Origin of the sequence: Aurantimonas sp. 22II-16-19i (assembly GCF_002088275.1) — a bacterium.
In the GTDB taxonomy this organism is placed as follows: domain Bacteria; phylum Pseudomonadota; class Alphaproteobacteria; order Rhizobiales; family Rhizobiaceae; genus Jiella.
Window position 1 is genome coordinate 61,040 of sequence record NZ_AQQS01000022.1, and the last position, 12,905, is coordinate 73,944.

At 68.7% G+C, this 12,905-nt stretch carries 10 protein-coding genes and 1 pseudogene; 9 read left to right on the forward strand and 2 right to left on the reverse strand.

The window, feature by feature from the left end; translation table 11 throughout:
* Positions 1 to 14: 14 nt before the first annotated feature.
* Positions 15 to 746: a cobalamin B12-binding domain-containing protein gene (locus ATO4_RS17055; protein WP_210191090.1), complete on the reverse strand. Its 732-nt coding sequence runs from the start codon at positions 744 to 746 to the stop codon at positions 15 to 17.
* 341 nt (positions 747 to 1,087) lie between these two features.
* On the opposite strand from ATO4_RS17055, the gene bchF reads away from it, so the two are divergent.
* From bchF to bchB, 3 genes are read left to right on the forward strand one after another with little or no spacing between them, the layout of a single operon-like run.
* Entirely contained in the window at positions 1,088 to 1,630 is a 543-nt protein-coding gene (bchF, locus tag ATO4_RS17060; protein WP_083592742.1) for a 2-vinyl bacteriochlorophyllide hydratase, read from the forward strand.
* Positions 1,627 to 2,928, forward strand: a complete 1,302-nt coding sequence (locus ATO4_RS17065; protein WP_083592743.1) for a ferredoxin:protochlorophyllide reductase (ATP-dependent) subunit N — start codon at positions 1,627 to 1,629, stop codon at positions 2,926 to 2,928. Before bchF ends, ATO4_RS17065 begins: the two co-directional genes overlap by 4 nt.
* 12 nt (positions 2,929 to 2,940) lie before the next feature.
* Positions 2,941 to 4,578 (forward strand): ferredoxin:protochlorophyllide reductase (ATP-dependent) subunit B, encoded by a 1,638-nt coding sequence (bchB, locus tag ATO4_RS17070; protein ID WP_083592744.1) that lies wholly within the window; start codon positions 2,941 to 2,943, stop codon positions 4,576 to 4,578.
* Here bchB and ATO4_RS28455 read toward each other — a convergent pair.
* Positions 4,568 to 4,714: a hypothetical protein gene (locus tag ATO4_RS28455; protein ID WP_245308799.1), complete on the reverse strand. Its 147-nt coding sequence runs from the start codon at positions 4,712 to 4,714 to the stop codon at positions 4,568 to 4,570. The two genes, bchB and ATO4_RS28455, sit on opposite strands and share 11 nt — an antisense overlap.
* On the opposite strand from ATO4_RS28455, the pseudogene ATO4_RS17075 reads away from it, so the two are divergent.
* From ATO4_RS17075 to puhB, 6 genes and pseudogenes are all read left to right on the forward strand, one after another.
* Positions 4,688 to 8,300: pseudogene (locus ATO4_RS17075) on the forward strand (magnesium chelatase subunit H). The gene ATO4_RS28455 and the pseudogene ATO4_RS17075 overlap by 27 nt on opposite strands.
* Positions 8,297 to 9,208, forward strand: a complete 912-nt coding sequence (gene bchL, locus ATO4_RS17080) for a ferredoxin:protochlorophyllide reductase (ATP-dependent) iron-sulfur ATP-binding protein (protein WP_083592745.1) — start codon at positions 8,297 to 8,299, stop codon at positions 9,206 to 9,208. The pseudogene ATO4_RS17075 and the gene bchL overlap by 4 nt, the downstream one beginning before the upstream one ends.
* 8 nt (positions 9,209 to 9,216) lie before the next feature.
* Positions 9,217 to 9,921, forward strand: a complete 705-nt coding sequence (bchM, locus tag ATO4_RS17085) for a magnesium protoporphyrin IX methyltransferase (RefSeq protein WP_083592746.1) — start codon at positions 9,217 to 9,219, stop codon at positions 9,919 to 9,921.
* Positions 9,922 to 9,971: 50 nt separating this feature from the next.
* A complete protein-coding gene (locus ATO4_RS17090) occupies positions 9,972 to 11,408 on the forward strand; it encodes a BCD family MFS transporter (RefSeq protein ID WP_083592747.1) in 1,437 nt (478 codons plus the stop codon).
* Between the two features lie 27 nt (positions 11,409 to 11,435).
* Complete coding sequence (puhA, locus tag ATO4_RS17095; protein WP_176223040.1) at positions 11,436 to 12,221, forward strand: photosynthetic reaction center subunit H; 786 nt, start codon at positions 11,436 to 11,438, stop codon at positions 12,219 to 12,221.
* Entirely contained in the window at positions 12,218 to 12,898 is a 681-nt protein-coding gene (gene puhB / locus ATO4_RS17100) for a photosynthetic complex putative assembly protein PuhB (protein WP_083592749.1), read from the forward strand. Before puhA ends, puhB begins: the two co-directional genes overlap by 4 nt.
* Positions 12,899 to 12,905 lie beyond the last annotated feature (7 nt).

Genomic DNA, 12,905 nt, shown 5'->3' on the forward strand with positions numbered 1-12,905 from the left:
CCGGTCGTGGTCGTCTAACGCTCGATCAGCAGGGTCTCTGCTGTTTCGACGGCGCTGCGCCCATCTATCGCGATCAGGTCGGCTCCATAGTCCTCTAGCGTTTGTCCGCCACCGGTGAAAGCCCACCCGCCGAGAAAGATTTGGCTGTTGTGCACCCGCGAGGCCTGCCGGAGCGCCGCCACCTGCTCGCCGACGGGCGCCAGGAAGCGCTCGCTGCCGACGCTGAGGCCGATGAGGTCGAAGGGTCGCTGGTCGACCAGGCTGCAGAGCGAGTCCAGCGACGCATTGGCCTCCAGGGCGACGCTCCAGCCGGCGGCGAGAAACAGTTCGGCCAGGATGAACAGGCCGAAGGTGTGCTGCTCGCCGGGAACCGTCGCCAGGAGGACGCTCGCGCGGCCATCCTGCAGCACGAAGGAGTCCGAGCGGCCGAGCGACCGGATCATGTGCTGCAGGCGCGCCGATTTCGTCGAGACCTCGATGAAGCTCATCCGGTCGTTCAGCCACATCTCGCCGAGTTCTCGGACGGTCGGCGCCATGATCTCCAGCAGCAGCGTTTCCAGCTCCATCCCCGCCGCGCGGAGCCCCAGAAGATGCTGCCACTGGGCCTGCGGCGCGTCCGACAGAACCAGTCCGAGGAAGCGCTCGGCCTCCACGTGGCGCCACCGATCGACGCCGCCCCGGCTGTTCTGGTTGCCGGCGGTCTCGTCGCGGTGGGCCGCATAGAGCGAGGGGATCACCCTCGACATGATCGTTTCCGAAAGACGCTTCTTCCACTCGCGTTCGTCGCAAGCGTCAACTCTTCTTGACAGCTCAGGGCCGTCCGGCGGCTCCGAGAATGAGCGGCTGTACAACTCAGCAACGTGGGGGATGCTTGGCATGTAGAGCCCCTCCCGAAGGTCCGCCACGACTTGCTGCAGCCCCAAACCCCCGGGAATACGGCAGTCGCCCATATCTGGCGATTGTTGTTCATTAAGCTTCCTCCAAACTGCGCGAGAATGCAATCCGACTGCCGGGGATGGAACTGTAAAAAATCGAAGACGTCAATTTCACTTGACACATTGGGACAGCCGGCTTCACACTTCGTCCCATGGCATCGATTGATTTCCCATCGCCGAAGAGGACCGCCCCTGCCGAAAGCCGGCGGCCACTCTACACGCCGGCCGAGCGGGCAAGGCGGGACCGCACCGTGTGGACCCTCGTCCAGGGCATCCTCGCGCCGCTGCAGTTCCTGATCTGCCTGGTCTCCCTGACCCTCGTCCTCGCCTATCTGTCGACCGGCTCCGGATACGCGGCCGCGGCGGCCTCGGTCGTCGTCAAGACCTTTGCGCTCTACGCCATCATGGTCACCGGCTCGATCTGGGAGAAGGTGGTCTTCGGCCGCTGGCTCTTCGCGCCGGCCTTCTTCTGGGAGGACGTCGTGTCCATGGGCGTGATCGCCCTTCACACGGCCTATCTCGTCATGCTCGTCGCCGGCATCGGCACCGCCGGCGAACAGTTCGCCGTGGCGCTCGCCGGCTATGCCGCCTACGCCGTCAATGCCGCCCAGTTCGTCCTGAAGCTTCGGGCGGCGCGGCTGCAGGGCGGCTCGGGCGGTCAGGGCGCGCCGATGCGCGCCGAGGTGCCGGCATGACCGGCGCGATCCTCCGTCCCGCCCTGCCAGGTCCAGCCGTGCCGGCGCAAGGCTGCGCCGAGCGGCCGGTGCTGCGCGAGCGCGGCCAGCGCGAGGTGTTCTGCGGGCTCACCGGCATCGTCTGGCTGCATCGCAAGATCCAGGACGCGTTCTTCCTCGTCGTCGGCTCCAGGACCTGCGCCCATCTCATCCAGTCGGCCGCGGGCGTCATGATCTTCGCCGAGCCGCGTTTTGCCACGGCTGTCATGGAAGAGCGCGATCTCGCCGGCCTCGCCGACGCCAACGACGAGCTGGACAAGGCCGTGTCGCGGCTGATCGAGCGGCGGCCGGACATCAAGATGCTGTTCCTCGTCGGCTCCTGTCCCTCGGAGGTGATCAAGCTCGATCTGTCGCGCGCCGCCGCGCGGCTGTCCGAACGCTATTCGCCGGACGTGCGGATCCTCAACTATTCCGGCTCGGGCATCGAGACGACCTTCACGCAAGGCGAGGACAACTGCCTCGCCGCCCTCGTGCCGCAGCTTGCCGAAAGCCGGGCCGAGACGCCGCAGCTCCTCGTCGTGGGGGCGCTCGCCGACGTCGTCGAGGATCAGTTCGCCCGCCTGTTTGCCGCGATGGGGATCGACGACGTCCGTTTTCTGCCGCCGCGCCGGGCCCGCGACCTGCCGCCGGTCGGGCCGTCGACGCTCTATCTCCTCGCCCAGCCCTTCCTCGGCGAAACCGCGCGGGTTCTGGAAGAGCGGGGCGCGCGCCGCGTCGCCGCGCCGTTCCCGCTCGGCGCCGAGGGCACGACGCTCTGGCTGAAAGCGGCAGCGGAGGCCTTCGCCATCGACCCGATGCGTTTCCGCGCCGCGACGGCCGCGGCCGAGGCGCGGGCGAGGCGCGCGCTGGAGCCGTACCACGCCGAACTCTCCGGCCGCTCGATCTTCTTCTTCCCGGATTCGCAGCTGGAGATCCCGCTCGCCCGGATGCTCTCGCGCGAACTCGGCATGCGGCTGACCGAAGTCGGCACGCCCTATCTCCACCGCCAGCATCTCGCCGAGGAACTGGCGCTGCTGCCCGAGGACGCGCAGCTGTCCGAGGGCCAGGACGTCGACCGCCAGCTGGACCGCGCCCGCGCCGCGCGGCCGGACATCTCGGTGTGCGGCCTCGGCCTCGCCAATCCGCTGGAGGCCGAGGGGCTGACGACCAAATGGTCGATCGAGCTGCTCTTCACTCCGATCCAGGGCTACGAACAGGCCGGCGACCTCGCCGCCCTCTTCGCCCGCCCGCTCGACCGCAAGACGCGGCTGAGAGTTTAGGGGGAGGCGGCCATGCAACTCACCGTCTGGACCTATGAGGGCCCCCCACACATCGGCGCGATGCGCGTCGCCACCGCCATGGAGGGCGTCCACTACGTCCTCCATGCGCCCCAGGGCGACACCTATGCCGACCTCCTCTTCACCATGATCGAGCGCCGCGACAAGCGCCCGCCGGTGACCTACACGACCTTCGAGGCCCGTGATCTCGGCACCGACACCGCCGCCCTGTTCCAGCGGACGCTGAAGGATGCCTATGAGCGCTTCCGGCCGCAGGCGATGCTGGTCGGCGCCTCCTGCACCGCCGAGCTGATCCAGGACGATCCCGCCGGCCTCGCCAAGGCGTCGAACCTGCCGGTCCCGGTGATCCCGCTGGAACTGCCCTCCTATCAGCGCAAGGAGAACTGGGGCGCGGCGGAGACGTTCTATCAGGTGGTCCGGACGCTGGCGGGGGCGGAAGATAAGCGCACCGACGACGACAGGTCGGCGCGTGGCCACCCCCCTCACAGCCTTCCGGAGTGTGTGGACGAACTGGCGAACCGCAGTCGGGCCGGCCGCCCCAGCTGCAACATCCTCGGCCCCACGGCGCTGGGCTTCCGCCACCGCGACGACGTCGCCGAGATCCGCAAGCTGCTCGGCGAGATCGGCATCGACGTCGCCGTCGTCGCGCCGCTCGGCGCGTCTCCCGCCGATGTCGCCCGGCTCGGCGAGGCCGACTTCAACGTCGTCCTCTATCCCGAGATCGCCGGCGTCGCGGCCAAGTGGCTGAAGCGCACATACGGCCAGGAATTCACCACCATCGTGCCGATCGGCCATGGCGCGACGACGGACTTCGTCGCCGAGGTCCGCCGGCTCGCCGGGCTGCCGGAGGAAGCGGCGGAGGCTGCGGCCGGACCAGCCTCGAACCTTCCCTGGTTCTCCCGCTCGGTCGACTCCAGCTATCTGACCGGCAAGCGCGTCTTCGTCTTCGGCGACGCCACCCACGCGCTCGCCGCCGCCCGGGTAGCCACCGAGGAATTCGGCTTCACCCTCTGCGGTCTCGGCACCTATTCCCGCGAATTTGCCCGCGACATCCGCGCGGCCGCCGAGACATACGGCGTCGAGCCGCTGATCTGCGACGACTATCTCGACGTCGAACAGGCGATCGCGGCGGCCCAGCCGGAGCTCGTCCTCGGCACCCAGATGGAGCGCCACATCGCCAAGCGGCTCGGCGTCGCCTGCGCCGTGATCTCCGCCCCCGTCCACGTCCAGGACTATCCGGCGCGATACTCGCCGCAGATGGGCTTCGAGGGCGCCAACGTCCTCTGGGACTCATGGGTCCATCCGCTGGTCATGGGCCTCGAGGAGCATCTCCTCGGCATGTTCCGCGACGACTTCGAATTCAACGACGAGGCGAAGCCCTCGCATCTGGGTTCCGGCGCGCGGATCGCCGCCGAGCCGGTCACGGTCCCCGACACGACCGCCACCGTGTCCCCGACCATCCCCATCACAACGCATGGCTGGCGCTCGGAGGCCGAAGCCGAACTCAAGAAGATACCCTTTTTCGTGCGCGGCAAAGCCCGTCGCAACACCGAAAAATTCGCCGCAGAGCGGGGTCTTTCGGAGATCACCGTGGAGACGCTCTATGATGCAAAAGCCCATTTCAGCCGCTGACACGGCACAGGCGCGCGCCCGGGACATTCCCGTTCGCGTCGTCCTGATCAGCCTCGACGGACACGTCGCCGGGGCGGTCGCCGCAGCGCGGCATCGGCTCCGCGACGAGCTGCCGGGCCTGCAGATCGCCGTCCATGCCGCGACGGACTTGGGAGCGCGATCCGGTCCATCTCACCCGCTGCATCGAGGACATCGAGACGGCCGACATCGTCTTTGCCGGCATGCTCTTCCTGGAAAACCACATCCTGCCGGTGCTGCCGGCGCTGCGGGCCCGGCGCAACGATTGCGACGCCTTCGTCGGCGCAATGTGCGGCTCGGAGATCGTCAAGCTGACGCGGCTCGGCAAATTCGACATGAGCGGTGAGCCCACCGGTGCCCTGGCGCTGCTCAAACGCCTGCGCGGCGGCGGCAAGAAGGCGAAGAGCGAGACCTCTGGCGCCCGCCAGATGTCGATGCTGCGGCGGCTGCCCAAGATCCTGCGCTACATTCCCGGCACGGCACAGGACGTGCGCGCCTACTTCCTCATGCTGCAATACTGGCTGGCGGGCTCGGAAGAGAACATCGCCAACATGATCCGGCTCCTGGTGCAGCGCTACGCCACCGGTCCGCGTGCCGCGCTGAAGGCCAATCTCAGGCCCGCCGACCCCTTCGTCTATCCGGATGTCGGCCTCTATCACCCGAGGATGCGCGACCGCATCGCCGAACGGGCCCAGAGCCTGCCGAAGACCGGCGGCGAGGCCGGCACGGTCGGCCTCCTCGTGATGCGGTCCTATGTGCTTTCCGGCGATGCCGGCCACTATGACGGCGTCATTTCGGCGATGGAGGCGCGGGGCCTCAAGGTCATTCCCGCCTTCGCCAGCGGGCTCGATTCGCGCCCTGCCATCGAGGCCTATTTCAAGCGGGACGGAAAGCCGGTGATCGACGCGCTGGTGTCGCTCACCGGCTTCTCGCTGGTCGGCGGGCCGGCCTATAACGACGCCAAGGCGGCCGAAGACGTGCTGGCCGAACTCGACGTTCCCTATGTCGGCGCCCAGGCGGTCGAGTTCCAGTCGCTCGACGAGTGGCGGCTGTCCTCCGGCGGCCTGACGCCGGTCGAATCGACGATCATGGTGGCAATCCCGGAGATCGACGGTGCCACGGGGCCGATGCTGTTCGGCGGCCGTCCCGCAATGCCGCGCGGCGACGGCCACCGCGAGATGACGGTTTCGCTGGAGCGCGCCGCGATGCTGGCGCGGCGCGTGGCCCGGCTCATCGCCCTTCGGCGGCGGGCCAAGTCCGAGCGCAGGATCGCGCTGACGATCTTCAATTTCCCGCCCAATGCCGGCAGCGTCGGCACGGCCGCCTATCTCGCGGTCTTCGCCTCGATGTTCAACACTCTGAAGGCGCTCAAGGCCGACGGCTACACGGTCGACATGCCGGACAGCGTCGAGGCGCTGCGCGAGTCGATCCTCAACGGCAATGCCACGCGCTTCGGCGCTCCGGCCAACGTCCATGTCCGCATCCCGGCGGAGGATCACGTGCGCCGCGAGACCCATCTCGCCGAGATCGAAGCTGAGTGGGGGCCGGCGCCCGGCAAGCAGCAGTCGGACGGCTCGACGATCTTCGTCCTCGGCGTGCGCTGCGGCAACGTCTTCATCGGCATCCAGCCGGCCTTCGGTTACGAGGGCGATCCGATGCGGCTCCTGTTCGAGAAGGGCTTTGCCCCGACCCACGCCTTCTCGGCCTATTATCGGTGGCTTCGCGAGGATTTCGGCGCCGATGCGGTGCTGCATTTCGGCACCCATGGCGCGCTGGAATTCATGCCCGGCAAGCAGGTCGGACTGTCCGGCGACTGCTGGCCGGACCGGCTGATCCAGGATCTGCCGAACATCGATCTCTATGCGGCCAACAACCCGTCCGAGGGCACCATCGCCAAGCGCCGCGCCGCCGCGACGCTGGTCTCCTATCTGACGCCGCCGGTCGCCCATGCCGGGCTGTATCGCGGCCTCGCCGATCTGAAGGCCTCGATCGAGCGCTGGCGCGGCACGGCGCCGGACGCCGCCGAGGAGCGCCGCAACCTCGAGGCGACGATTGCCGCCCAGGCGGCCGAACTCGACCTGTGCGCCGAGCCGGCCGACGACATGCCGGTGGCCGTGGATGTCGCGGAGCTTCGCCGGACGGTTCTGGAGATCGAGGCGACACTGATCCCGCACGGCCTGCACGTCGTCGGCGAGCCTGTGTCCGAGGCCGAGCGCGCCGACCTGATCAGTGCCGCCGCGGAAGTCTCGCTCGGCATGGATCCGGGCTGCGAGGCGATCGCCGCCCTCGTGGCCGGCGACGACGGCATCGCCCTGAAAGCCGCGGTCGCTCTTCAGGCGGGCCAGAACGCCGACCGCGACGACCAGGTGTCGGCCCTCATCAAGCTGGAGCGCGATCTGCGCCAGGACTTCGAACTGCCGGCGCTCCTGCGGGCGCTCGACGGTCGCTTCATCCGGCCGGTGGCCGGCGGCGATCTCCTGCGGACCCCGCAGATCGTACCGACCGGCCGCAACATCCACGGTTTCGATCCGTTCCGCATTCCCAGCGCCTTCGCCGTCGCCGACGGCAGGCGCCAGGCCGATCGCATGCTCGCCCGCCATGCCGCGAGCGGTCATGCCCTGCCGGAAACGATCGCCATCGTTCTGTGGGGCGCCGACAATCTGAAGAGCGAGGGCGGCCCGCTCGCCCAGGCCCTGGCGCTGATGGGAACCGTGCCGCGCTTCGACGGCTTCGGGCGGCTCGCGGGGGCAGACCTCGTGCCGCTCGAAACACTCGGGCGGCCGCGCATCGACGTCCTCGTCACCCTGTCGGGCATCTTCCGCGACCTGCTGCCGCTGCAATCGAAGCTCCTCGCCGAAGCCGCATTCCTCGCGGCCTCCGCGGACGAACCCGAGGCGATGAACTTCGTCCGCAAGCACGCGCTCGCCTATGTCGAGGAAACCGGCTGCGACTTCGAGACGGCGACGCTGCGGGTCTTCTCCAATGCCGACGGCGCCTATGGCTCGAACGTCAATCTGCTCGTCGATTCGGGCGCCTGGGAAAGCGAGGGCGAGCTCGCCGCCGCCTACACCCGGCGCAAGTGCTTCGCCGTCGATCGCAGGGGTCGCACCGGCGAACAGGCGGCGCTCCTGAAGGCGAGCTTCGCCAAGGTCGAGATGACCTATCAGAACCTCGAATCCGTCGAGCTCGGCGTCACCACCATCGACCACTATTTCGACACGCTCGGCGGGATCAGCCGGGCCGCCTCGGAAGCGCGCGGCGAGAAGGTGCCGGTCTATATCGGCGACCAGACGAGAGGCGAGGGCAAGGTGCGCACGCTGGAAGAGCAGGTCGCTCTCGAGGCCCGCACCCGGATGCTCAATCCGAAATGGATCGAGGCGATGCTCGCCCATGGCTACGAGGGCGTGCGCCAGATCGAGACCCACGTCACCAACACCCTCGGCTGGTCGGCGACGACCGGGCAGGTCTCACCCTGGGTCTACAAGCGCCTCGCCGAAACCTTCGTGCTCGATCCCGTGATGCGGGAGCGGCTCGCCAGCCTCAATCCGACCGCCTCGGCCCGCATGGCCGACCGGCTGATCGAGGCCGAGGAACGCCATTACTGGAAACCCGACGCAGCCGATCTCGAAGCGCTGCGCGACGCCGGCGCCGATCTCGAGGACCGGCTCGAAGGCATCACACACAAGGAGGTCGCCGCCGCATGACCGGGCTCAAGACCACTCTCCCGCTGCCGCGCACCGTCTATCGCAAGGAGGACGGCGAGGGCTCCGTCCAGGTGAAGATGAACACCGGGCCGAAGATCGACGGCGCCCTGGTGTTCGCCGTCTACGGCAAGGGCGGCATCGGCAAGTCGACGACGTCGTCGAACCTCTCCGTCGCCTTCTCCAAGCTCGGCAAGCGCGTGCTGCAGATCGGCTGCGACCCCAAGCACGATTCGACCTTCACCCTCACCAAGCGCCTGCAGCCGACGGTGATCGACGTGCTCGAAACCGTCGACTTCCACGCCGAGGAACTGCAGCCGGAGGACTTCGTCTTCGAGGGCTACAACGGCGTCATGTGCGTCGAGGCGGGCGGCCCGCCCGCCGGCACCGGCTGCGGCGGCTACGTCGTCGGCCAGACGGTCAAGCTCCTGAAGGAGCATCATCTCCTCGAAGACACTGACGTCGTCATCTTCGACGTCCTCGGCGACGTCGTCTGCGGCGGCTTCGCGGCGCCCCTCCAGCATGCCGACCGGGCGCTGGTCGTCACCGCCAACGACTTCGATTCGATCTTCGCCATGAACCGCATCGTCGCGGCGATCCAGGCCAAGGCCAAGAACTACGACGTGAGGCTGGGAGGCGTCATCGCCAACCGCTCCGCCGGTACCGACGAGATCGACCGGTTCAACGCCGCGACCGGGCTCCAGCGGATCGCGCATTTCCCCGATCTCGACGCCATCCGCAAGAGCCGGCTGAAGAAGGCGACGCTCTTCGAGATGGGCGATTCCCCCGAGGTGAAGGCGGTTCAGGACGAGTATCTGCGGCTCGCCGCCACCCTCTATGCCGGTGTCGCCCCCATGGACGGCAAGTCCATGAAGGACCGCGACATCTTCGACTTCCTCGGCTTCGAGTGAGGCGGCCGATGAGCGACACTGTCCCCTACGAGATCCGGCGCGGCGAGATCGAGACCTATTTCGATCGCACCGCCGCCGATGCCTGGAAGAAGCTCACCTCCGACGCCCCGCTCGGCCGCATCCGGGCGAGCGTCCGGGCGGGGCGCGAGGAGATGCGGTCCTTTCTCCTGTCGCTCATGCCGGCCGATCTCACCGGCGCGAGGGTCCTCGACGCTGGTTGCGGCACCGGGGCGCTGGCGATTGCGCTCGCGGCGCGCGGTGCGACCGTCGTCGGTATCGATCTTTCGCCGACATTGATTGCCCATGCCGCCGATCTCGCCAGGGCCGCCGGCTTTGGCCATGCCACGCGCTTCGAGGCCGGCGACATGCTGGCGTCCTCTCACGGCCGCTTCGACCATGTCGTCCTGATGGACTCGCTCATTCACTACGAGCCGGCCGATGCCGCCGCCGCTCTCGCGACCCTCGCGGCCCGGACCGACCGCTCGATCGCCTTCACCGTCGCGCCGAAGACCCCGATGCTCACCGTGATGCACCGCGCGGGCCGGCTGTTTCCGCGCGCCGACCGGGCGCCGGCGATCGTGCCGGTCGCGACCGATCGCTTCGGCGATCGCCTGGAGAGCCATCCGGGCCTCGCCGGCTGGAGCATGGAGCACGAGCGCCGCGTGACCAGCGGCTTCTACAAGAGCCACGGCATGGAGCTCGTCAGGTCATGAGGCTCCTGCGGCGAAACCGGCCGGATCTGGCTGCGGTGGGCAGGGCCCCAATGTCGGCGCGCGAGGCGGCGGCGCGGGCGCAGATGAGCCGCTTCATCATGTCGATCATGCCCTTCGCCGACGCGGCGTCGCGGGATCTGCCGCTTCTCCGGCTTTTCCGGCTTTCGCTGTTCCAGGTCTCGGTCGGCATCACCATGGTGCTGCTCGGCGGCACGCTCAACCGGGTGATGGCGATCGAGCTCGGCATCCCCGTGTCGATCATCGCCGTCGCCATGGCGCTGCCGCTGGTCGCAGCGCCCGCCCGCGCCCTGATCGGCCACAAGTCGGATACCCACCGCTCCTATCTCGGCTGGCGGCGGGTTCCCTACATCTGGTTCGGCGCGCTGATCCAGTTCGGCGGGCTCGCCGTGATGCCGTTCGCGCTGCTGTTGATCTCGGAAGGGCAGGCCGGCAAGGTCGTCTACGGCGAGGCGGGGATGACGCTCGCCTTCCTGATGGTCGGGCTCGGGCTCCACACGGTGCAGACAGCGGGCCTCGCACTCGCCACCGACCTCGCGCCCGCCGAGAAGCGCCCGCGCGTCGTCGCCATGCTCTACACGATGCTGCTCGTCGGGATGGTGCTCGGGGCGATCGTGATCGGGCGGCTCCTGTCGGACTTCTCGACCTTCCGCCTCATCCAGGTCCTGCAGGGCTCGGCGCTTCTCACCATCACCTTGACCTGCATCGCCATCTGGAAGCAGGAGCCGCGGCGCCGGGACATCCAGCCTGGAAATCAGGCGAAGGAGCCGTTCCGCGCGGCGCTGAAGGCGCTGCGCCAGCAGAAGGGCCTCGACCGGCTGCTCGTGGCGCTTGCCATCGGCACCGCCGCCTTCGGCATGCAGGACGTCCTCCTCGAGCCCTATGGCGGCTCCGTCCTCCACATGGCGGTGGGCGCGACGACGCTGCTGACGGCGCTGTTCGCCATGGGCAGTCTCGGCGGCTACTTCCTGTCCGCCCGCCTCATGGGCCGCGGCGGCAACCCCTATGTCGTCGCCGGCATCGGGCTGATGCTCGGCCTGCCGGGCTTTGCCGCGGTGATCATGGCGGCGCCCTTCGGCTCGGTCGTCGTGTTCTCGGCCGGCACCGCGATGATCGGGTTCGGCAGCGGACTGTTCGCCGTGTCGATGCTGATCGCCGCGATGGGGATGGTCGGCACCGGCCGGGGCGGCCTGGCGCTGGGCGCCTGGAGCGCCGTCCAGGCGGTGGCGCTGGGCCTCGCCGTCGCCGTCGGCGGCTTCATCCGGGACGCGGTCATGGGGCTTGCCGATGCCGGCTGGCTCGGCGCCGCGTTCCAGGGCCCCGCCAGCGGCTATTCCGTCGTCTATCTCGTCGAAATCGTTCTCGTCTTCGGGGCGCTCGCCAGCCTCGGTCCGCTCGTCAAGCCGCGGCGCATCGAGCCGCGGGCCGAACCACCGGCACGCTTCGGCCTCGCCGATCTGCCCAACTAGTCGCCAAAGCCCAAGGGAGTGCGTGTCTTGCCAGGATATTCATTCACGGAGCAGCTGGATATTCCTCTGCTGCTCGTCATCCTCTTCTTCCTGTTCTTCCTCGGGCTGGTCTACTACCTGCGCGGCGAGGACAAGCGGGAAGGCTATCCGCTGGAGAGCGACCGGCCCATCGGCACCGCCGGCCGGGTGCAGGTCGTCGGCTTCCCGCCGATGCCGTCGCCGAAGGTCTTCAAGCTGATGCATGGCGGCGAGACGAGGGTGCCGCGCGGCGAAATCCCCCGCGAGCTCAACGCCTATTCGGCCTACGAATTTCCCGGCTCGCCGATCATGCCGGCCGGCGACCCGCTGGTCGACGGTATCGGGCCGGCCGCCTATTCGCTGAAGTCCGACACGCCGGACCTGACGGTCGACGGATCGCTCAAGCTGACGCCCATGCGCAACCATCCGCAATATCGGCTGGAGGAGACCGGCATCGATCCGGTCGGCATGATGGTGATCGCCCGCGATGGCCTCGAAATCGGCCGGATCGTCGACGTCTGGATCAACGCGCACGAGTACTTTCCCCGCTATCTCGAGATCGAGGCGAATGTCGAGAGCGGCGGGCGCCGCATCCTGGCGCCCTTCGCCTTCGGCGACATCAAGCCGGCGCAGGGCATCGTTCGCTTCTCCTCGCTGAGCCGGCCGCAGTTCTCCCGGGTGCCGTCGCTTGCGAGCCCCGACCAGATCACCATGCGCGAGGAGGACCGCCTCAACGGCTACTTCGCCGGCGGTGCCTTCTTCGGTGGCTCGCCGATCGGGGATGCCCTGTCATGAGCGCCACGATGGACGAATTCGATGACATCAAGCCGCTCGTCACGCCGGATGAACTGCCGGCCAGCGACAGGATCCTGTGGCAGGGTCGGCCGGACTGGTGGCGGCTGGCGCTCGGCGCCTATCGCCTGAGGCTCGTCGGCGTCTGGTTCCTGGTCTTCGCCCTGTGGAAGGTCGGCGCGACGCGTCACGACACCGGCTCCTGGGCGGCCGGCTTCGCGGATGCCGCGACGCTGCTGCCGGCGTTCGGCATCGGCGCCGGTCTGATCATGCTCCTGGCCTTCCTGACCGCCCGCGCGACCAGCTTCACGCTCACCAATCGCCGGCTGGTCATGCGCTACGGCGTCGCCCTGCCGGCGCAGCTGAACATCCCGCTCGCCGACATCGACCATGCCGCCCTGAAGCTCAATGCCGACGGCTCCGGCGACATCCCGCTGACGATCCGCGGCAAGGGCCGTCCCTCCTATTTCCAGCTCTGGCCCTATGCCCGGCCGTGGAAGCTCGTCGCGGCCGAGCCGATGCTGCGGGCCGTTCCGGATGCGGCCGACGCCGCGCGCGTCATCTGCGAGGCCCTCGTCGCCTCCCAGGGCGGCCAGCGCGCCGCGATGCAGGGCGGGCGGGCGAGCGGGGAGACCCGCGCAGCGGCGGGCTTCACCGGCGCCCAGCCGGCGGCGATGTAGGAAAGGA